The 22299-nt window shown below is 61.6% G+C and carries 8 protein-coding genes; 1 reads left to right on the plus strand and 7 read right to left on the minus strand.

Translation table 11 applies throughout. From position 1 onward, the window contains the following. Positions 1-4: 4 nt before the first annotated feature. From LT42_RS08825 to gabT, 5 genes are all read right to left on the minus strand, one after another. The gene (locus tag LT42_RS08825; RefSeq protein WP_070356517.1) at positions 5-13705 is read right to left on the minus strand and encodes a two-partner secretion domain-containing protein; all 13701 of its coding nucleotides are present in this window, start codon (positions 13703-13705) and stop codon (positions 5-7) included. Positions 13706-13726: 21 nt separating this feature from the next. Beyond that, positions 13727-15427 carry a ShlB/FhaC/HecB family hemolysin secretion/activation protein gene (locus LT42_RS08830; RefSeq protein ID WP_037011665.1) on the minus strand — a complete coding sequence of 567 codons (1701 nt, stop codon included), beginning with the start codon at positions 15425-15427 and terminating at the stop codon, positions 13727-13729. A gap of 258 nt (positions 15428-15685) precedes the next feature. Continuing rightward, positions 15686-16174 (minus strand): Lrp/AsnC family transcriptional regulator, encoded by a 489-nt coding sequence (locus LT42_RS08835; protein ID WP_003174918.1) that lies wholly within the window; start codon positions 16172-16174, stop codon positions 15686-15688. Positions 16175-16218: 44 nt separating this feature from the next. Continuing rightward, positions 16219-16863: a tautomerase family protein gene (locus LT42_RS08840; RefSeq protein WP_037013142.1), complete on the minus strand. Its 645-nt coding sequence runs from the start codon at positions 16861-16863 to the stop codon at positions 16219-16221. 76 nt (positions 16864-16939) lie between these two features. Beyond that, positions 16940-18244 carry a 4-aminobutyrate--2-oxoglutarate transaminase gene (gabT, locus tag LT42_RS08845; protein ID WP_037013143.1) on the minus strand — a complete coding sequence of 435 codons (1305 nt, stop codon included), beginning with the start codon at positions 18242-18244 and terminating at the stop codon, positions 16940-16942. 213 nt (positions 18245-18457) lie between these two features. Between gabT and LT42_RS08850 the strand changes: the two genes are divergently transcribed. After that, a complete protein-coding gene (locus LT42_RS08850; RefSeq protein WP_037011669.1) occupies positions 18458-19384 on the plus strand; it encodes a 2-hydroxyacid dehydrogenase in 927 nt (308 codons plus the stop codon). A gap of 288 nt (positions 19385-19672) precedes the next feature. Here the strand turns inward: LT42_RS08850 and LT42_RS08855 are convergent, their stop codons facing one another. Next, on the minus strand, positions 19673-20755 hold the full coding sequence (locus LT42_RS08855) for a tartrate dehydrogenase (RefSeq protein ID WP_037011671.1): 1083 nt from the start codon (positions 20753-20755) through the stop codon (positions 19673-19675). Positions 20756-20776: 21 nt separating this feature from the next. Next, a complete protein-coding gene (locus tag LT42_RS08860; RefSeq protein WP_037011673.1) occupies positions 20777-22237 on the minus strand; it encodes an NAD-dependent succinate-semialdehyde dehydrogenase in 1461 nt (486 codons plus the stop codon). Between the last annotated feature and the right edge of the window lie 62 nt (positions 22238-22299).

A 22299-nucleotide genomic window follows, 5' to 3' on the forward strand; every position in this document is an offset into this window, starting at 1 on the left:
CTTCTCACTTCTTATCTAGAATTTCAATATTCTTGATCGCCGGAAGATACTCGCCGCCCTGCTTATTGAGCAAGAACTGTTGAGACTTACCCGCATCAGGGCCAATCATTTTAAACCAGCCATCTTTCCCGCCTTGCAGCAAGCTGTTAGCTGGAACATCAAATTCAACATAGACAGAGCCTTTGGGTGCAGGCCCTTTAAAGTCGGCGACGCCATTAGTCGAAATAAAGGTTTGTCCTCCACCGCCTTGCACCACTTTTTTTGTATTTCGCATCTGCGCCAGCTCATCAGGAGACATCCACCTTCCTACACGAGTCATGCTGACATCGTTGACTACCTTGGTTTCGCCAAGTTTTAACGGAGAGCTGACTGTTGCTTTTACACCGCTAAGCAAAGCGCCTTCCGCTGCGCCAGCTGCGCCAACGCCGTCCGCAAAAACCTTCGCGGCGATCGCGATCTTAATAGCCATCTCTTCTTCAAGCAAGAAAGCGAGCTGCCCGATCCTGGCGTCGTCTTCCTGGGCGGCTGCGATCTGAGCACTATGGCCAATACCGTTGTAAAGATGCTCGTCTTCGGAAGCCCCTCGAACCTGAGTCTGGAAAAAGTCCTTGACCGTCTGCGAATTGGCTGCCGTCCACGCTGCCTTCTGGTCTGCAGTGCCTGCAAAAGGATAATCGTAGGTTTTGTACACACCATTCTGTTGCAGGCCGGATAAGGCATCTTGGGCAGCTTGGATACCCACTTGACCAGCCATTTCATCCAGATAAGATTTAAAGTCGTTATTGAGCTCCTCTCGCTCAGCATTAGTTAGCGTCTGATTGTTATGAAGCTTGTCAAAAAGATAATCACTTCGTTGATCGTTCTGCCATGCGCTGACAAATTCCGCCTTTTGCTCCGCAGTGGCAGTGCCGTTTTTCATCGCTTCACGGTCTGCATCGCGTCGCGCCTGTGAAACCGGCCCGAGAAAGTTGTATTCGGTTGCATTGGCTGCAACAGCTGCTCCAACGTTCAACTTGCCGCCAGTCGCAGCCGCTGCCAGAACACCAATTAGCTGAGACACACCCAACAATTTCGCGCTCTCAGCTTTTTGTTGTTCAGGTGTCGCTGTTCCACTCAAAGTGTTTGGCGCCACCACGCTGGCCACCGCTTCCACGAGCGCTTCATCACCGCCAGCCGCAAGCGCGCCAGTCGCAAAATCACCGCCTTGAGCCATCGACAGTAATCCGCCCAACATTGCATGAAGGCCAACCTTTGTTATCTTTCCGCCTGCAAATGATGAACCACTGATGTTGTTGGCTAACGTTGCACCCGCAATGGTCACGCCCTCTCCAGCCAGCGCACCAAGAAAGTTTTTTCCAAGGTTTCCGCCCTGCAGAACTGTAGTGATAAACGCATTTGCAAGTGCTGTTTCACCCGCTGCAATAACAGTATTTGCGTTTAGCACCGTTGGATCGAAGTTGAAAGTCTGACCAACTTCAGCAGTGAGTGCGGCAACCGTAGCATTTTTAAGGCTGCTGCCGCTGAACGTGTCTTTAAACGCAGCACCAATATTGCCTTTGTTTGAGATCGCGCTATTTATGCCGGTATTGGCCAGACTTGCCACAAAAGCGGCGTCAGTGGTAGCCAGTCCAAGACCTGCAGGGCCTAGTGCTACCGCCAATGCAATGGCGAGGACCAGTTGCGCGCCTGCACCTAACCCTGAATTACTGTACTTAAAGGAGTCATGCGCCTCTTTCACCAAGTTCCAATCAACATCACCCCGCTTCTCCGCATCTTTCAGCCAGGCCAAATCAGGATCAGCCTTGACCATCGCATCGATCGCTTGGCTTACCGTCTGCCGGTTAACCTGTTTAACGTCGATGTGCAGACCATCAACAGCATCTACAACGAGATTGCCTTTGGCGATCAATTCGCTCTGGCGCAACGTCTCATCGGTCTTGCCCTTCCCGGACATGGAGTTCCAGGCAAGGCTGCTATTGCTCTTCGAATGATTCTCCTGATGCAGGTCTTTAACACCCTCGAAGTTGATCGCACCTCCGCTGTTGATCGTGAGGTCTTTACCGCTGTTGAGTTTGGCGACCTGATAGGTCTGATCGCCGCTGCTCACCAGCACAAGGTTGCCGCCAGAAGTGATCTCACTGCTGATGTTGGTGACTTGCGTGACTTCGTCGTGCTTGGTTTTCTTGGCGCCGAAGTGACCCTTTTTCTTCATGTCGTACAGCGAGTAATCGTTGTCCTGCGCGGCCAGGATTTCGAGTTTGTTGCCAGCCGCCAGGTACGCCTCGTCGTTGGCGGCGATGCGGCTGGAGGTGACGGCCAGGTTTTGCCCGGCGCTGACAGCCACGCTACCGCCCGCCGTGATCTCGGTCTGGACCTGGCTGACGTGATCTTCCTGCTTTTTGACCTTCTTGCTCTTGCTGTACGAATGCTCCTCATCCGCCGCCGAGCTGATGGTGACGTCTTCGGTCGCAGCCATGGCGATGTCGCGTTTGGCGTCGATCTGGCTGGCGATGGCGTTGATATCGCGTCCGGCCTGAACCGAGAGGTCGCGGCCTGCGCTGACCGTCGAGCCGATCTGGGTGATGTCGCTGCTGGTGTGTTTGCGATTCAGCACGAGGCTGTCGGTCAGCTGGGTCGAGGCGGTGTTGACGTCTCGTCCAGCGTTCAGCGCCATGTCGCGGCCGCTCTGGAGCGCGCTGCCGATGTTGTTGATGTCTCGGCCAGCCGAGACGTTCAGGTCGTTGGCCGCTTCGATGCGCGCGGCGTTGTCGGCGTACTCCTTGTGCAGTTCGCCTCGCACGTCGCTGTCCAGCGAAGTGACGCTGCGCTCGTTGGTGACATCGCCGCCGATGGCGGTCACGGTGACGTCGCGACCGGCGATGATGCCGCCCGCTTTGTTGGTGACGTCGTTGCCCGCGAGCAAGTCCAGGCGGTTGCCCGCTGAGATCAGGCCGCTGTTGACGAGGTCATTGCCGGCGGTGGCGGACAGGTTGTGGGTGGCCTTGAGGGTGCCGACGTTGTCGAGGTTCTGGCCGGCGATGAGGGTCACGTCCTTACCGGCGATCAGCGCGCCGTTCGGGGCGAGACGACCGTCGGCCTGGGCCAGGTAGAGCACCGGCACCAGCACGTTTTCGCCATTCACTTCACGCTCTTCGAGCCAGACGATGTCGTGGGTCAGCGCCGCTACCTGCTGGGAGGTCAGCGACACGCCGACGGACAGGTTGAGCTGATCCTTGCTGGCGATGGCGTTGTTCATCAGGTACTTGAACTGATCCTCGTTGGAGGTCTGTCCGTCGATGAACGCCTGGCCGGTACGCGAGGTGACGGCTTGTTGCACCAGACGCTGTTCGTAGAGGCCATCGCCCAGGCGCTTGGCGCTTTCGTCGGGGTTGTAGCCCAGGCCCGCGAGCAGGTAGTCCGAGCTCATGAACTGCTTGAGGTCGGTGAGCACCGGGTTGGTTTCGATCAGGTATTTGCCGGTGTTGGGCGTGGCTGCGGTGGACGGCAGGCCCTGAACTCGGGCGACGGTTTGTGCGGTCGCGGAATGGCTTGTTGCGATGGCGCTTGCGCCGGTACCGGTGCCGAAAGTGCCTGTAGAGCCCCGAGTTCCTGAGGAGCCAGTAACGTCTGCTGGGCCGGCGACACCGGTACTACCGCTGACACCTGCTACGCCTCTGACGCCTGAGACACTCGCGACACCTGCGACTTGGTCGACGGCTGCAATGCCGCCAGAGCCGGGCTGGTGGCTTGGAACCGAGAATCCGCCGTTCCCTGTATCGCCGGGTGCCGAGAGGTCGAAAGCCGATGCATTGGCATTGATCCCGGATGCATTGCGGGTCGAATCGCCGAGCTGCCGGCTTGTGCCGAGTGCCTGATTTGCGGAAGCGATCTGCAGGCTGCTGCCCTGACCTACGGGAAGGGCCTGGTCGCGTTGAGCGCTTGAAATGCTGGCGCCGGTCATGGTCCAGCTTTGCGGTGCGGCAGTGGGGGCAGCGACAGCGGCGTTACTGCCGCCCTGCCCGCTCAGGCGAAAGAGGCCGTTTTGTCCGGTGGGGAGGCTGAATCCGGGCAGCGCGGTAGGATCGACCTGCCGTTGCGCGAGGTCGGGAGGCAGCTGTGCATTCAGGCGGACGACGACGGTCTGACCAGTGCCGTTGGCGTGGGTGTCGGCGACTTTGTTGGTGCCGCCGGCGGAAGCGTAGTCTTCGTGGATGACGCTGTTTTGCAGATCTTTGGTGGCAGTGATCGCCACGTTTCCGCCCGCCTGGATGACGGCGCTGCGACCGGCGTTGCCGGTGCCGTCTTTGGCGACTTCGACGTCGCTGACCAGCGTCATGGCCGTGATTTCGGTGGGTAGTTGCAGAAGGTTTGCCGGGTCGTATTGGGAGACCGGCTTGGAGCCGAATCCGTAACCTGTAAGCGTATTGGTAACAGCAGCGCCGGTTATCGCATCCGTGATTGAAGTCACTTTTACGGTGCCACCGTCATGCCCCGGCTCCCGGCCGGTTTTATAGGTGACAACCGCAAGGCGCAGCTCGCCCGACGGGGCCACGTAGTAGATCTTTGGAAAATCGGGGTTGTCGCGTTGGTTAAAGGCATCAATCGTAGGCAGGAAGCGTCTGACCGTCCCATCTGTAGAACCACCATGGAAGAACGTCCGTGTGCGCTCAACCGTCCCACTCACCGCACCAATGTTCTTGACGTTATCCGCCTGGATCGAAATATTGCCGACTGCACTTACCGTGCTCTTGCTGTTAAGAAAGCTGCCGCCGGTAAAGTTGAAATTACCGCCGGACGTCATCAATGCAGAAGCGCTGGTATCGTTGTCCTGCCCTGCGTCGAAGGTTTCGCGGGCGATGTAATTAACCGAGTAATGGTCACCGCTGCAGTCGACGCACTGCACCGCAATAAACCCGCTCACCAGGGTGCGGCCGACCGCAAAATCCTGCGCGCCGCCCGAACCCTCGGTGCGATTTTCAAACGCTGTGGCATTGATGGTGAACGTGCGACCGCTCTCCATCGAGCCGGAGACGTTGGAGACTTGGCCGGCACGTGCAGTCCCGTAACCGCCAATGCTCAGATCACGCAGGCTGTAGAAATCGCCCTTCGTGTTGGTCAGGGTGCCGGTATTCAGCTGCATGTTCGCGCCGCTGAAGATCAGCCCCTGATTGTTGTTCAGCGAAGGCGTCGTGATCGTGAGGGACTGGCCCGCGCCCAACGTGCCGTAGTTGGTGACGCTGCCCGCAGTGACAAAGAGGTCCGCACTTGAAGTCAGGCGACCGAAGTTGTTCACAGCCCCCGCCACATTGATATCCGTCCGCCCACCCCCTGCAATCGAGGTCGGCGCATTCAGATCGAGCCGATTCGCGCTCAAGCCCAACGTGCCCAGGCTGGTCAGTCGGCCATTGCCCGAGTAACCGCCCGACAACGAGACATTCATCGCGCCGTCACTGGCGATCAACCCGTCGTTAATCCAGTTGCCGCCCGTTCCGACAAATGCGTTCGAGGCCAGCAACTGACCCGCCGCTGTCTGGGTGAAGTTGTTGACGTTGACGTTCAACGTGCCGGCTTGAAGAACGCTGCTGTTGGTCCAGGTGTCGGCGTTGAGGGTCAGCACGCCGCGCGTGACCAGGCTGCCGCCGGCGTTCATGACGTTGTCGGTGGACACGCCGAAGTTGCCGCTGCCGACGTGCAAAATGCTGCCGCCGCCGTTGAGCAGGCTGCCGACGCCGACAGCCAGGTCGGTGTTGGCGGTTTCCAGGGCGCCGTTGCGGTTGTCGAACAGGCCACTGATTTGCAGGTTGGTCAGGCCGCTGGTGCCGAGTGCGCGCAGTTTGCCGGTCTGGTTGTCGAGGCTGGCGGCGCTGATGTTAAGGGTGCTGTCGCTCTCGATGATGCCGAGTCGGTTGTTCAAGGCACCGGCGAGGCTGAGGTCGATTTGCTGACCGGCAATCTGGCCGTCGTTGTCGCCGCTGTTATCGAAATTGTTGCCGGTGACGTTGATCCGCTGTCTGGCGTACAGGCCGCCGTTGCGGTTGTCGAAGTTGCCGCCGCCGGTGTAGATGAGCGCGTCGCCGCTCTGCGCGGAGACCCGGCCGCCGTAGTTGTCGATGCCGGCGAGTGCGCGGATGTCGAGGCTTTGCGCCTGAGTGATGCCGCCCTGACGATTGGTGTCGTAGCCGTTTTTCAGCACGCCGGTGATGCGCGCGACGAAGGCGCTCTGCAGGCTCGACAGCACGCCGCCGCGGTTGTCGACGTTGTTGGCGGTCAGGTTGAGGTTGCCGGCTTGGGCGATGATCCGGCCGTTCTGGCCGTCGATGTTGCCGTTGACGGTCAGGTCCAGCGCGCCCTGGCTTTGCAGGGTGCCGCTGGCGTTGGCAAGGCTTGCAGCCTGCAACGCGAGGTTGGCGTTTTTGCTGTAGATGAGGCCGTCGTTGTTGTTCTGAACGGCGCCGCTGGCGTTGACCTGAAACTGATCGTTGGCGGCGACGGTGCCGCGATTGCTGTTGTCCAGGCCACCGGTGGTGAGGGTCAGCGCGCGCTGGCTGGCGAGTTGGCCGCCCTGGTTGTTGATCTGGGCGGCGCGCTGGATAAGCAGGTTGCCAGCGCTGGCGAGCTTGCCGCCGGTGTTGGTCAGGGTGCCAAGCAGGTCGAGGGTGACGGCGGCGTTACCCGCGACCGTGCCCGCGCTGTTGTCCAGGTCGGTGCCGGTGAAGCTGATGTTCTGTTGCGCGTTGACCGTGCCTGCCGCGTTGCCGAGTTTCGCGGCATTGATGGTCAGGGCGGCGCCGCTGTCGATCAGGCCGTTCTGGCTGTTGTCCAGCACGCCGCCGACGTTGAACGTCTGGCCGCCGCCGCTGGACAGAATCCCGCCGCGGTTATCGACGCTGGCGGCGCGCACATTGAGGCCTTTCTGGCTGACCAGCGCCCCGGCGTTGCCGTTGAGCAATGCGCCCGTCAGGTTGACGCCGACATCGCCGCTACGGCTGGAGAGTGTGCCGCTGTTGCGGTTGTCCAGCGTTGCGCCGTTAACGCTGAGCCCTTCCCAACCGGAGATGAGGCCGGCCTGGTTGACCAGCGTACTGGCGTTGAGCGCCAGGTTCTGGTTGCTGATCAGTCGGCCGCTGCTGTTGTCCAGCGTGCGCCCGGTCAATGTGAAACTCTGGGCGCTGGACATCTCGCCAGCCTGGTTGTTGAAGTCGCGCAGACGGTTGACGGTCAAGGCGCCTTTCGCCGTGACCAGCCCGCGTTGGTTGTTGAGATCCCCGCCGTTGAGGTCCAGCGTCACGGCACCGTCACCCAAGAGCCGTCCGCCGTTCTGGGTCAGGCTGTTGAGCGCGAGGGTCACGTCACCCTTGGCCGAGACTTCACCGCCGTCGCTGGAATCCAGCGACGCAGCGTTCAGGTGCAGTGTGCCCTTGCTGTTGATCAGCCCGGAGGTGCGGTTGTCCAGCGAACCGCTGTGCAGGGTCAGGTCAGTGCCGGCCAGCAGCAGGCCGCCGCGGTTGTCGAGGTCGACAGCGGTGGCGTCGAGCGCGCCGGTCGCGTTGATCAAGCCGTTGCTCTGGTTGGTGAGCAGGCCGTGAACATTCAGGCCGAAGTCACTGCGGCTGGTCAGGGTGCCGGCGCTGTTGTCCAGCGAGCCGGCGTCGATGTTCAAGCTGGCGGCAGCGATCATGCCTTTGACGTTGGTCAACGCCTGGGCAACGCGGACAATCAACGGCTGGTTGCTGAGCAGTTTGCCGTTGCTGTTGTCGAGACTGTCGGCGCTGAAGGTGAAGCCCTGAGTGCTGGAGATTTCACCCTTCTGGTTGTTAACGCCGGCCAGGTTTTTCAGCAGCAGAACGCCGGGGGCGTTGATCAGGCCGCTCTGGTTATTCAGCTGGCCGTGATTCAGATCAAGGGTCAGGTCGGTGTTGCTGAAGAGCATCCCGCCTTGTTGATCCAGCCCACTGACACTGGCCGAGAGCGCGCCGTTGCTGCCAATGCTGCCGCCGTCGCGGTTGCTCACCTGAGCCGCCACCATCTCCAGTGTCGAGGCGCTGCTGACGCGGCCGTTCTGGCTGTTAGTGAAGTCGCCGGTGTGCAGCGAGAGCGCGCCTTTGCCGCTGATGCTGCCGCTTTGGCTGTTGTCGAGGCTGCTGCTGTTAAGGGTCAACGCGCCATCAGTAACCAGCTTGCCGCCCTGGTTGCCGATCGCACCGCTGCTGTTGACGGTCAACGCACCGGCACTGGACAGACTGCCGGCGTCGTTGGTCAACGCAGCGCTGCGCACGTTCAGGGTGCCTTCGCTGTCGATCAAGCCCTGGCTGTTGAGCAACGCGCCGCTGAGGTCTACGTCTATGTTCTGCTCGCTGGCCAGATTGCCGCCGCTGTTGTCCAGCTGCGTGCCCGTAACCGTCAGCAATGACTTGCCGGACAACACGCCGCTATTACGGTTGAGCAATTGATCGACGGTCAGGGTCAGGGACTTTTGGCCGATGACGCGGCCTGCGTCGCTGTTGTCCAGCCGCTGGCCGGTGATGCTGATGTTGTCCTGGCTGGACAGCTCACCGCCGCGGTTGTCGATGCTGTCGACGTTCAAGGTCATGACGCCGTTGGCGCTGACCAGGCCGTCCTGGCGGTTGTCCAGGCTTGCGCCGGTGAGGTTCAGCGCGCCCAGGGCGATCAACTGGCCGCCCTGCTGTTGCAGGCCGCCGATGTTGGCGATCAGGTCCTGTTTGCTGGCGATCTGGCCCAGGCCGTTGTCGACGCTGGCGGCATTGAGGGTCAGCTTGCCGTCGGCCACCAAGGTGGCGTTATGGTTATTCAGGGCGTTGCTGACGGTGAGGTTAAACGCACCTTGGCTGCTGAGCAGGCCGTCGGTGTTGTCGAGGCTGTCGCTATTGGCGTCGAGTGACGCGGCGGAAATCACGCCTTTCACGTTGTCGAGCGCTTGGGCCACGCGCACGATCAGGGCTTTATCGCTGAGCAACTTACCGCTGCTGTTATCGAGGCTGTCGGCGCTGAAGGTGAAGGCCTGGGTGCTGGAGATTTCGCCGTTCTGGTTGTTCACGCCCGCCAGGTTTTTCAACAGCAACGCGCCGGGCGAGTTGATCAGGCCATTCTGGTTGTTGAGCTGGCCGTGATTGAGGTCGAGGGTCAAGGCGCCGTTGCTGAACAGCTCGCCGCCCTGCTGATCGAGGCCGGTCACGCTCGCGGTGACCGTCTTGGTGGCGGCGATGCGCGCGCCGTCCTGATTGGTCACCTGTTCTGCGGTGAGGGTCAGGGTGTCGGCGCTGGTGAGTTGACCGCCGTGGCTATTATCGAAGGCGCCGGTCGTGACCACCGCGCCGGTTTTGCCGGAAAGCGCCCCCTTGTTGCGGTTATCGAGGCTGGCACTGGCGAGGGTCAGCTCGCTGTCGGTGGTGATCGAGCCGTGCTGGTTGTTGATCGCGCCGGCGCTGGTGATCGTCAACGCACCCGCGCTGGATACGCTGCCTGCGGCATTCGACAGCGATGCTGCCTTGAGGCTCAGTGCGGCTTCGCTGCTGAGCAACCCGGCGTCGTTGAGCAGCGCGCCGCCAAGGTCGACGGCCAGACCGTTCTGGCTCGCGAGGGTGCCGGCGCTGTTGTCCAGCGTTGAGCCGGTCAGGTGCAGGGTGTCGCCAAACAGCATCCCTTTGGCGCGGTTGATCAGACGATCGACGTTGAGCTGCAAGGCCGTGCCGGCAATGACTTTGCCGGCGTCGCTGTTGTCCAGTTGCTGCCCGGTGATCGTCACGTCCTGCTGGCTGGACAGCTCGCCGCCACGGTTATTCACGTTTCCGACGCTGAGTTTCAGCGCTTTTGTCGCACCCACCAATCCTGCGCCGCTGTTATCGAGGGTGTTACCGGTCAGCGTCAGATTGCCCTGAGCGACGAACTCACCCCCCTGCTGCGCGAGGTCGCCGACGTTGGCCACCAGGTCGGACTGACTGGCGATGCGGCCAGCGCCGTTTCGCACTCTGTCGGCCTGGACTTGCAGCAAACCGGCGGCACTGAGCAGGCCGTTCTGGTTATTCAACTGCTGGCCGAAGAACGCAATCCCGCCCTTGCCGCTGATCAGGCCTTGCTGGCTGTTATCCAGCGCATCGATGAACAGCTGCATGTCTTTGTTGGCACGCATCGAGCCGCCGCGGTTATCGACGGTCGCGCTGCGCAGGGTCAAGGCGTTCTGCGTCGACACCACGCCGCCTCGGTTGTCCAGCGACAGGCTTTGCAAGGCCAATGCGCCTTTGGACTGAATACTGCCGCCGGCCTGATTGTTCAACGCGCCGATGAGCGTGAGCGTGACGTCGCCATCAGACACCACAGTGCCTGACTGGCTGTTGTCCAGACTGCTCGCGGTGAGGGTCACGCTATCGGCGGCACCCAGTGTGCCGCCCTGACTGTTGATCGCGCCGCTGACGCCTACGGTCAGGCGTTCATCGGCGGTGATCTGCCCGCCAGCGTTGTTCAGACTGGCCGCCGTGACGGTGCCGATCTGCGCCGCCGACAGCTCGCCGTTCTGGTTCGACAGTGCGGCGTCGACGACCACATTCAACGCTGCATCACTGCTGACGCTGCCATCGTCGTTGAGCAGCGTGCCGGCGTGCAGGTCGATGCCCTTGCCGGAAATCAGCCCGCGCACGTTGCTCAGTTCCCGGTTAACCGTTAAGAGCAGCGACTGTTTGCTGATCAGCGAGCCGTCGTCGTTTTGCAGGTCGTCAGCTTCTAAGGCAAAGGCGTTGAGGCTGGAAATTTCGCCGGAGCGGTTGTCGACCCGAGTGAGGTTTTTCAGCAGCAACTGCCCCGGCGCCGTGATCACGCCACCCTGGTTGTTGAGCAGCCCGCCGTGGAGGTCCAGGCTGACATCGCCGTTGCTGTAAAGATGCCCGCCGTTGTGCTGGTCCAGCCCGGTGACAGACGCCGTTAGTGCCTTCGCACTGGCAATGCGACCTGCGTCGCTGTTATCGACTTGCTGCGCTGTCAGCAGCAGCGCGCCGGTGCTGGTCAATGTCCCGTTGCGGTTGTTGAATGCGGCGGTGTTGACGGTGACGCCAGCCCCCGCCATTCGACCGCCGTTGCTGTTGTCGGCCGCGCCGCTTTGCAGGCTCAGGTCACTGACGCTGGTCAGCTCGCCCCCGCGGTTGTCCACGCTGGCCGCGTTGATGCGGGTGCTGCCGTTGGCGGTGACCGTTCCCGATCCGTTGAGCAGTTGTCCGGCGATATCCGCCGACAGCGCGCCAACACTGCTTACCTTGCCCTTCTGGCTGTTGTCGAAGGTTTGTGCCGTGATCGCCAGGTTGCCGTTGCTGGTGATCAGGCCGCCGCTGGCGTTCCACAGTTGGCTGGCGGCTATCGACAAATCGCCCTGGCTCAACACTTGACCGGCCTGACGGTTGTCCAGGCTGGCTGCTTTGATTTGCGCGCCATTAGAGGTGATCACACCGGCTTGATTGAGCAGTTGCCCGGAGATGTCCGCAGACAAAGCGGCAACGCTCGATATCTTGCCCAGAGTGCTGTTGTCGAGATCGCGCGCGGTGATCGACAGATTGCCGTTGCTCGAAATGAGACCGCCGCTGGCGTTCCATACCTGAGGGGCTGCAATGGTCAGACTGCCCAGACTCAACACCTGACCCGCCTGACGGTTATCAAGCATGGTGGTGTTGATCTGCACACCGCTGCCGGTGATCAACCCACCACCGTTATTGAGCAGTGGACCGGAAATGTTCGCGGTCAAGGCAGCAAGACTAGACACCTTGCCCTGCTGGCTGTTATCGAGGTTTTGCGCGGTGATCAACAGGTCACCGTTGCTAGTGACCGCACCGCCGCTGGCGTTCTTCAACTGATTGGCGGCAATCGAGAGAATGCCCTGACTCAACACTTGGCCGCCCTCGTGGTTATCCAGGGTCGCCGTGTTGATCTGCACACCGTTGGCGGTAATCAGGCCTGCGCTGTTGAGCAGTTGCCCGGAGATGTCCGCAGACAAAGCGGCAACGCTCGAGATCTTGCCCAGAGCGCTGTTGTCGAGATCGCGCGCGGTGATCGACAGGTTGCCGTTACTGGTGATCAGGCCACCGCCGGCGTTCCACAGTTGGCCGGCGTTGAGGGTCAGACCGCCTTGACTCAGCACCTGACCGGCCTGGCGGTTGTCCAGTGTCGACGCTTTGATTTGCGCGCCGTTGGCGGTGATCAGGCCTGCGCTGTTCAGCAGTTGCCCGGCAATGTCCGCCGTTAAGGCCGCCGCACTCGATACCTTGCCCTGCTGGCTGTTATCGAGGTTCTGCGCGGTGATCGACAGATTGCCGTTGCTCGCAATAAGGCCGCCGCTGGCGTTCCAGACCTGAGTGGCCACAAGGGTCAGGCCGCCCTGACTCAGCACGCGACCGGCCTGGCGATTGTCCAGACTGGCGGCGTTCAGTTGGGTGGCGGCCTGGCCGCTCAGTGTTCCGCCCTGATTATTGACCGACTGGGCAGCGCTGACTTGCAACGTTCGGCTGGCAACGACGTTACCGGCGTTGCGCACGTCCTGGGCGTTGATCGTCACATCGCCGGTGCCGTTGCGGCTGTTGTCGGCATTGACGCCGGCTTCGACGATGGCGCTGTTGGTCAGCTGCCCACTGGTGGACAGCCTGATCTGATCACGAGCGGCGACGTTCTGCTGGATGTTCAACGCATCGTGGCCCTGCAGGTCCACGCTGGCGCCATACACCGGGCCCTGAACCTGGGTGTTCAGGGCCTTGACGCTGACGGTGCCGGTCGCGGCCGCCTGGGCAATGTTCAGCTGGCCGTTGGCGTCAATCTGGATATCACCGGCGCTGGCGGCGAGATTGCCGGCGACCTTCACGCCGACCCCGGCTTCGGTACCCACCAGACGGATGGCCCCGGCATACATGCCACCCAAAGCAGAGCTGTCGATGGCCAGTTGCGGCTTGGTACTGCCGTCATCGGCCAAAGCGGTGGCGGTGAGGCTCTGCGCGTTGACGTCGTTGCGGCCGGCAATGATGTTGAGCTTGTTGGCGTGTATTTCGGCGTTGATCCTGGCGCTGCGGGTGATGATGTCGAACTGATCGACACCGCCTGCATCCAGACCGGCGCCGTCAATGGACACGCCGCCACCTTCAACGCGGAAATGATCAAGACGGCCGTTGTCCAGCACCGGTGTGCCCGTGGTGAGGGTTGCGCGCGGGGTGTTGATGAACCCGCAGCCGTTGCAACTGATGCCGTACGGGTTGGCGACGATCACGTGCGCGGCCTGCCCGGCCACTTCGGTGTAGCCGTTAAGCTGGCTGGCATTGGCGCCGGTCACTTCGTTAAGGATGATCGACGCGGCACGGCCATTGAGGTTGGGGTTGCCGACCACAATCCCGCCCAACTGCGTGTTCTGGGTGCGGGCCGTGGCGTTGTTGAGGATCACGCCCTGAGCGCCGACGTTGTACTGCTGGTACTGGTTGTGAGACAGGCCGCTGGCGTTGGGTGCGGCGATATTGACGAGGGGCACGCCGTTGCCCGCCTGGCCCAATGTGGTGTTGGTCGTGCCACTCACGACGATCCCGTCTGCCTGTGCCAGCAGCGGTTGCCAGAACATGGCGTTGGCCAGTATCAACGCGATCCCGCGCTTGGGCATGCCCCAGAAACGCGGGCGCTCGGTCAGCGCAGCAGAAGGCTGGCGCACGAGGAAATCGAAGTGGCGAACGTCCATGTCAGGTATCTCGGTCAAACGTTAGAGAAAAAAGTCCATGCGGAAATAGATCGGCGACTCGCGCTCGATCAGGTCGCCGGGACGCTCCAGAGAGTGGGCAAAGGTGACGGTCGCGGCGACGTGCTGACCCCGTGCGAACAACTCGATGGAGTTGCTGGACAAGCGCCCATGGGTGTCGCCGTTGTATCGGTCGTTGGAGATCACGCCCTGGTCATACGCGGCGGCCGTGCCGTAATCGGTGAACGCGGGGCGCAGCCAGTCCAGAGTGACGGGCCGGGTCAGGCGCAGTTCGTTGCGCCAATAGCCGCCGCTGTCGCCCGCGAGCAGTTGGTCCTTGTAGCCGCGCACCGACGATGACCCGCCCAGGCTCATGCGCTGAGCGCTGAACAGCACGTCTTCGCTGCGCTGTCCGGTGGCGAGGCTGGTGAAGGTGAAACTTTCATTCCACAGCTTGAACGGTTGCAGATAACTCACGGTGCCGGTGTATTTGCGATAGCGCGCGTTCGCTTCGCCCGGCCCCGGGTGGTTGTTGGCCTGAGCGCCGAACGCACTGATGCCCTGCTGCATCCCCAGATCAATGTTGAGAAACGCCGAGCCCACGCGCCGCCCGTGGTTGATGCCGTACTGCGCTTCGCTGATGCGGTTGCTGCTCTGCGCCAGTCGGCTGTCTTCGATGTAATTGTTGGAGCGCAGGTTGGACACGCCCACATTCAGCGAAGTCTTGCTCACCGCGTCACGGTAGATCACCCGCTCTGCACGCAACTGGTGGGTCTGGCTGTCGCCGGTCTGCTTGAAATTGAAGCCGTTGGCTTGCGCCTGGGAGCGGTAATCGCTTTCGCTGTAGCTGTAAGCGAAGGTCCACCAGCCCCACGGCAGGTTATAGGCCAGCCCGGCGTTGTGTGAGGTGTGCTGATGGTCGGTCATCGCGTCATGGCCGCCGCGCAGGCTCAACTGATCGGCAAGCCCCAGCGGGCTGTCCCATTCAAACCCTGTGCCCCACATTTGCTCGCCGGTGCTGCGCTGGCCATCGTTGTTGCGCGACAAACTGACCCGCCACGGTTTTTGCGGGCTGTTCTTGACCAGCACGTCGCTGCCGCCGACTTCCTGACCTGGCGTCAGCTCCATTTGCGCCTGATTGGACGGCAGACGATTGAGCTGATCGACCATCTGCTCGATCTCCCGCAGGTTGACCAACTGCCCTTCCCGCCCCGGAAAAGCCATCGCCAGCTCGCGCTCGCTCAGGCCGCTGTCGGCAGCACTGCGCAGTTTTTCCAGCTGGCCCTCGACCACTAACACTTGCAACTGGCCCTTCGACAGATCCTGCTGCGGCAGGTAGGCACGGCTGGTCACCCATCCTTTCTCGATGTAGAGGTTGGTGATGGTCTTGAGCAATTCGTTGAGTTGGGACACGCCCATGCACGTGCCCAGATAAGGCTGGGTCAGGCGCTGCCGCTCGGAATCGGACAACGATGCAGCACCTTTGAGCTCGATCGTAGTGATGGTGAAGCAACGCGAGTCGACAGGGGCAGCCGGCGCGACAGGTGCGGCTTGCTTGCCGGGCAGGCTCTTGAGGTCCTCGAGGCGACGTTGCTGGTCTTGAAGCAGTTGCTCCTGACGGTCGCGTAGCAAATCCTGATCGCCCGGGTTTGGGGCAGCGCGGGCGGTAAGCGGCGTTGCAGCGAGCAGCACAAGCAGCGCAACCCGGGAGGTGGAGAGGTCCACGAAGCATCCTTGCAATAGCATAGTGATATCAAATGACGGCGCGATGGTAATTAGTCATTAGAATGACGTCAATAAGCCGACTAGATGTTTCTGAAAGTTTCATGTTTGAACGAAGCGTCGCTGATGCAACGTGTCGTTCAATGAGGGAGATGAGGATGAAGCGCCGCGAGGCAAGTTTCTGCCGGGCGCTTCTGAAGAAGGTGCGTGAAAAATAAACACTGGGACGTCGAGATTGCCTACAAAACGCCTGAAGTCATGTCAGTGCCGCAGCAACTTGCGCAACGGCACTCCATCCTTGAGCACAGGCGATTTGATCACGATGTAGCTGAAGTACTTCGAGATGCCTATGTTTTTGTCGAGCAGGCTTTCCACTACCTCCTGATAGTGCTGAATGCTGCGCGTCATAAAGCGCACCAGGTAGTCGTAGCCGCCGCTAATGAGGTGGCATTCGAGGACTTCGTCAACCAGGCGGATGTTGGATTCGAACTTGGCGAAGTCTTCGCGCTTGTGGTCACTGAGGGTGATTTCGGTAAAGACGGTGACCGAGTCGGTGATCTTGGCCAGGTTCAGATGCGCTTTGTAGCTGGAGATATAACCGGCCGATTCAAGCCGTTTGACCCGTTGCAGGCACGGGCTGGCAGACAGACCGACAGCATCGGCAAGGCTGACGTTGGTCATCCGGCCGTCCTTCTGCAGTTCGACCAGGATGCTGATGTCGATCCGATCCAGTTTTACGAGCCCTTCCATCACGTACCTCTTGACTGCCGTTGTAAGACAATCTTCTAGCAAAATCAGCGCCGTAAAGACAGCTGATGCTGCGCCACCAGATCGGCCATGCTGTTGATGCAGTACTCGGCCGCACACGGCGATGGCTGACGCGCCCGGTGGCGGCCGATCAAGCAGCGGTCCAGCGCGGCGAAGGGCTCGACCGACGGTCGGGTCACGTGCAGGACCGGTTGCACCTGATCGCCCTGATCGATGAGCCATTGCGGACCTTCGGCCAGGGAAATGAAATCTTCCGGTGCAATTCCCAGTCGCTCGCACAGAAGGTCGCGGTCCTCGGCATCGCGGTCGCCGCGTACCAGCAGTCGATAAAACTTGCGCAGATACAGCATTGCGCCCGGCGCGTCTTCGAACAGTGACCAGTTGCCCGCCGAACGGGCGAAGCTCATGCCCTCCTCCCAACTGGCGTGCAAGCCCCACTTTTCGGCGAGCTGGCGATGGGCGAAACACAACATGCCACTGAAGCCCAGCTCGGCGAAACGGGGATAAAGGGTGGCGATGACGGCGTTGAATTCTTCCAGTACCTGGTCTTTGGCCGGTCGACCGCCACGGCTGTCGAGCAGCGGGTGCAGCGCGGCCCAGACGCCCGAATCGCGATCCACCAGCACTTCGTCGCAATCAATAACCAGCGCTCTGTACTCTGTTAGCCCAATTCCGGTCAGCCCCAATTCTGTCAGCCCCATGTGGATCAAACCTCCTGGACGCATCTGGCCCGTTGCGGGCAAAGCGCTACTTCGAATTCGAGTTCAAGACCCGTGCCAAGGCGGCGTCGAGGATCTGTAGGGCTTCGTCGACTTGGGCTTCGGTGGTCACCAGCGGCGCAAGGAAGCGCAGCACGTTGCGGTAGACGCCGCATTTGATGACCAGCAAACCGCCGGCGCGGGCCTCGTCGATCACCCGTGCATTAAGGTCGGCATCCGGGGTGCGCGCGGCATCATCCTTGATCAGTTCGATCGCCAGCATGAAGCCGGTGCCGCGTACATCGCCGATGCGCGGATAACGCGCTTGCAGGCCGAGCAGGCCCTGGCGCAGGCGTTCGCCCAGGAGTTGGCTGCGCGCCAGCAGTTGTTCTTCTTCAAACGCATCGATCACCGCCAGACCTGCCGCGCAGGCCAGCGCGTTGCCGCCGTAGGTTCCGCCCAAGCCGCCGGGCAGTGGCGCGTCCATGATGTGTGCCTTGCCGACTACCGCCGACAACGGCAAACCACCGGCAAGGCTTTTGGCCACGGTGACGAGATCAGGCTGAATGCCAGAGTGCTGGTAGCCGAACCAAGTGCCGGTGCGGCCGAAGCCGGTCTGGATTTCGTCGAGGATCAACACGATGCCGTGCTTGTCGGCCAAGGCGCGCAGGGCCTGGAGAAACTCCGGCGGCGCGGTGAGGAAGCCGCCGTCGCCCTGCACCGGTTCAATCAAGATGGCGGCGACGCGGTCCGGTGCCACTTGGGTAGCGAGCAATTCGTTCAGGGCATTGATTGCGTCAACACTGCTAACGCCGCGATACGCGTTCGGATACGGCGTATGGAACACCTCCGGCGCAAACGGCCCGAAGTTTTGCTTGTACGGTTGGCTCATGCCGGTCAGCGTGGTGCCGAGCAAAGTGCGTCCATGGAAGCCGCCACGAAAGGCGATAACCGCCGAACGATTGGTGTGGGCGCGGGCAATTTTCACCGCGTTTTCCACCGCTTCAGCGCCGGAGGTGAAGAATGCGGCCTTGTAGGCTTCCTGCCCGCCGATCATCTCGCACAGGCGCTGGGCCAAATCGAGATAAGGCGTGTAAGCCGCCACCTGAAAACAGGCGTGGGAAACTTTTTGCAATTGCGCCTGCACCGCCGCGACCACTTTCGGATGGTTATGGCCAATGTTGAGCACGCCGATGCCGCCGACAAAGTCCAGGTAGCGCTTGCCATCCACGTCCCACAACTCGGTACCCTGGGCGCGGTCGATCACCAGCGGGTGCGCGGTCACCAGGCCACGGGGCACAAACTGCTCGCGCTGACGGAGCAAATGAGGGGTTTCGTCGACTTTGCTGTTCATGGCATTTCCCATCGTGAGTCCGGCAACCGGGAGGCGGTTGCGATGCTGTCAGGTTACGGCGTGCGGGCAACGCACTTAGCCGAACTTGGCCCGTGAGACATTCGGATCAACTGTTTTGGCCCCGGCTTTCGACAGATCCTGCGTCGGGCTTGGGGGATGATGGTGCTTGCTCACATCAACCTCCCTTCCGCCTCTCTTTAGCAGGAAATGCCCATGGCCTTGCTTTACAAAGCCGACCCCGCGCGCGCGCCACACTGGCGGATGCTGTTCGCTGAACATGCACCGGACATTGAGTGGCGCGCTTGGCCGGACATTGGCAATGCCGAGGAGATCGAGTATTTGGCAGCGTGGCAGGCGCCGGACAATCTGCAGCAGTTGCTGCCCAATCTGAAAGTGCTGTTTGCCTTGTCGGCAGGGGTCGATCAGTTGGATCTGTCGCGTTTGCCGGCGGATCTGCCGGTGGTGCGTCTGCTGGATCCGGGCATCACGAGGGGGATGTGCGAGTACGCGACGTGGGCGGTGTTGAGTTTGCATCGGGATATGCTGCGGTATCGCGAGCAGCAGGCGGCACGCTGTTGGCAGGCGCACCTGTTGCAACCCGCCGAGAACCGGCGTGTGGGGGTGATGGGGCTGGGCACCCAGGCGCAGCAGATTCTGGCGACGCTGGCGCCGTTCGGGTTTGCGTTGTCGGGTTGGGCACGCAGTGTTCACGAGATTGAGGGGGTGACTTGTTTTGCGGGTCAGGCGCAGTTGGCGGCGTTTCTGGGGCAGTGCGATATGTTGCTGTGTGTGTTGCCGTTGACGGAGCAGACGGAAGGGATACTGGACCGGAATCTGTTTGCGTTGCTGCCGCGAGGCGCAGGGCTGATCAATATGGGGCGCGGCGGGCATCTGGTGGAGGAGGATTTGCTGGAGGCACTTGAGAGTGGGCAGTTGGGGGGTGCTGTTCTGGATGTGCTGCAGGTGGAGCCGGCGGCGGCGGATCATCCGTTCTGGGGTCACCCGCAGGTGGTGCTGACGCCGCATGTGGCGGCGATGACGCAGCCGGCCAGTGCATTCGGGGTGTTGCTGGAGAATATTAGGCGGTTTGAGCGGGGGGAGCGGATGGTGGGTGAGATTGATCGAAATCGGGGCTATTGAGTTTTCTTAGATCGACATCGCTTGAGGCTCGACGCTTGTGGCGTTCCAACCGAAGCATCCGCGAGCAAGCTCGCTCCCACAGGGACGGGCATGAAACTTTGATCGTTCCCACGCTCTGCGTGGTAACGCAGCCTCGGACGCTCCGCGTCCCTGTGGGACCGGCTTCAGCCGGGAAGAGGCCAGTCCAGTCGTGATCAATTTTTGGGGTGTGCCGTGTGACGCCTTCCCGGCTAAAGCCGGTCCCACTAAACATCAAAAGCCGGTCCCACTGAAACGCTGCCCGCGCCGCTAAACCAACCTCTCGGCAATCGCCGCCCCGACATCTTGCGTCGAGCCCTTCCCGCCCAGGTCCGGGGTAATCGGGCCTTGCGCAATCACTTCCTCAATGGCCCTCAATATCCCGTCATGGGCCGCGCGGTAGCGTTCGTCGCCGTTGCCGAGGAAGTCGAGCATTAGCGCGCCGGACCAGATCATCGCGATGGGGTTGGCGATGTTCTGCCCATAGATGTCCGGCGCAGAGCCATGCACCGGTTCGAACAGCGAGGGGAAACGCCGTTCCGGGTCGAGATTGGCCGAGGGCGCGATGCCGATGGTGCCGGCGCACGCCGGGCCGAGGTCGGACAGGATGTCGCCGAACAGATTCGACGCCACCACCACATCAAAGCGGTCCGACTGCAATACGAAGCGTGCGCACAAGATGTCGATGTGCTGCTTGTCCCACGTCACCTCGGGGTAGTTCGCCGCCATCAATGCCGTGCGCTCGTCCCAGTACGGCATGCTGATGGAGATGCCGTTGGATTTGGTCGCCGCCGTCAGGCATTTACGCGGGCGGGTCTGAGCGAGTTCGAAAGCGAATTTGAGGATGCGGTCGACGCCACGGCGAGTGAACACCGATTCCTGAAGCACGAACTCGTGGTCGGTGCCTTCGAACATCTTGCCGCCTACGGACGAATATTCGCCCTCGGTGTTCTCGCGGATCACCACGAAGTCGATGTCGCCCGGTTTGCGCCCCGCCAGCGAACAGGGTACGCCGGGGAACAGGCGTACCGGACGGATGTTCACGTACTGGTCGAAGTCCCGGCGAAACTTGAGCAAGGACCCCCACAGAGAAATGTGGTCCGGGACCTTGTCGGGCCAGCCGACCGCGCCGAAGTAGATCGCGTCATAGCCTTTAAGCTGCTCGAACCAGTCATCGGGCATCATCTGCCCGTGCGCCAGGTAGTAGTCGCAGTGGGCCCAGTCGAGCACATCGATGCTCAGGTTCAGTTGCCATTTCCTGGCCGCCTGCTCCAGGACCCGCAACCCTTCCGGCAGGACTTCCTTGCCGATGCCATCGCCCGCAATTGCGGCGATTCTGAATGCCTTGCTCATGCTGCGCCCCCCCGGGATGAATCAGTTCAAGCCGCCGATGTGGAAGGCTTTGACTTCAAGGTACTCGTCCAGGCCGTATTTGCTGCCTTCGCGGCCGAGACCCGATTGTTTGATGCCGCCGAACGGCGCGACTTCCATCGAGATGATCCCGGTGTTGAGGCCGACCATGCCGAATTCCAGCGCCTCGCCAAAACGCCACGAGCGCTTGAGGTCCTGGGTGAAAAAGTAGGCGCCCAAGCCAAACGGGGTGGCATTTGCCAAGGCCAGCGCCTGGGCTTCATCAATAAAGCGCATCAACGGCGCCACCGGGCCAAAGGTTTCCTCATTCGCCAACAACATCCCGGCGTGGGCCTCAGCCAGCACAGTGGGTTGCACGAACTGGCTGTCGCCTGCGGGAATCGCGCCGCAGAGCAGTTTCGCGCCCTGACTCAGGGCATCGTCGATGTGCCGCGCCACCTTGCTGACCGCCGCAGGGTTGATCAGCGGGCCGATGGTCACGCCCTCTTCCAGGCCGTTGCCGACCTTGAGTTTGCCCACCTCCTCCACCAGTCGCGCGGCGAAGCGGTCGTAAATCCCCGCCTGCACCAGGATGCGGTTGGCGCACACGCAGGTTTGCCCGGCGTTGCGAAACTTGCTGATCATCACCCCGGCCACGGCCTGTTCCAGGTCGGCGTCGTCGAACACCACAAACGGGGCGTTGCCGCCCAGTTCCAGACTCAGGCGCTTGATGTGTTCGGCGCTTTGGCGCATCAGCAGGCGGCCGACGGCAGTGGAGCCGGTAAATGAAATCTTGCGCACCGTCGGGTTGCCGGTAAGTTCTGCACCGATGCCGGCAGGCATTCCGGTGAGGACGTTGAACACACCGGCTGGAATGCCGACGCGCTCGGCCAGGACCGCCAGCGCGAGGGCCGACAGCGGCGTGAGGTCAGACGGCTTGACGATGACCGGGCAACCGGCAGCCAGCGCCGGGGCGCATTTGCGGGTGATCATCGCGTTGGGGAAATTCCACGGGGTGATCGCCGCGCAGACGCCCACGGGTTGCTTGAGGGTCAGCAGACGGCGGTCGCCACTGGGGGCCGGCATGGTTTCGCCGTAGACCCGGCGCGCTTCTTCCGCGAACCATTTGACGAAGCCGGCGCCGTAGCGGACCTCGCCCTTGGCCTCGTTCAGCGGCTTGCCCTGCTCGCAGGTCATGATCAGCGCGAGGTCGTCGAGGTGGTCGATCATTGCCTGGAACCAGCGCTCCAGCAGCGCCGCGCGTTCTGCCGCCGGCCGCGCCCGCCAGGCCGGCCAGGCGAGTTCGGCCGCTTCGATGGCGCGGCGGGTATCGATTGCGTCCATGGCCGGGAGCTGCGCAAGCAGGTCGCCCGTGGCGGGGTCGCGGACTTCAAGGGTAGCGCCGCTGTCGGCGGCGATCCACTCACCATTTACGTAAGCGCGTTCAGCCAGCAGGCCGGGGTCTTGCAAGCGATTCTTGAGCATGGTCGAGTCCTGATCCGAGACAGATTCCAGTCTAGGGATCTGGCTCGGCGGAGGATGCCGAA

The sequence above is a fragment of the Pseudomonas lutea genome (assembly GCF_000759445.1).
In the GTDB taxonomy this organism is placed as follows: Bacteria; Pseudomonadota; Gammaproteobacteria; order Pseudomonadales; family Pseudomonadaceae; genus Aquipseudomonas; species Aquipseudomonas lutea.

What these genes read in the sequence shown, in the direction of transcription:
- LT42_RS08825 (WP_070356517.1), bottom strand. Translation starts at nt 13,705, where the DNA reads ATGGACGTTCGCCACTTCGATTTCCTCGTGCGCCAGCCTTCTGCTGCG.
- gabT (WP_037013143.1), bottom strand. Translation starts at nt 18,244, where the DNA reads ATGAACAGCAAAGTCGACGAAACCCCTCATTTGCTCCGTCAGCGCGAG.
- LT42_RS08835 (WP_003174918.1), bottom strand. Translation starts at nt 16,174, where the DNA reads ATGGAAGGGCTCGTAAAACTGGATCGGATCGACATCAGCATCCTGGTC.
- LT42_RS08850 (WP_037011669.1), top strand. Translation starts at nt 18,458, where the DNA reads ATGGCCTTGCTTTACAAAGCCGACCCCGCGCGCGCGCCACACTGGCGG.
- LT42_RS08855 (WP_037011671.1), bottom strand. Translation starts at nt 20,755, where the DNA reads ATGAGCAAGGCATTCAGAATCGCCGCAATTGCGGGCGATGGCATCGGC.
- LT42_RS08860 (WP_037011673.1), bottom strand. Translation starts at nt 22,237, where the DNA reads ATGCTCAAGAATCGCTTGCAAGACCCCGGCCTGCTGGCTGAACGCGCT.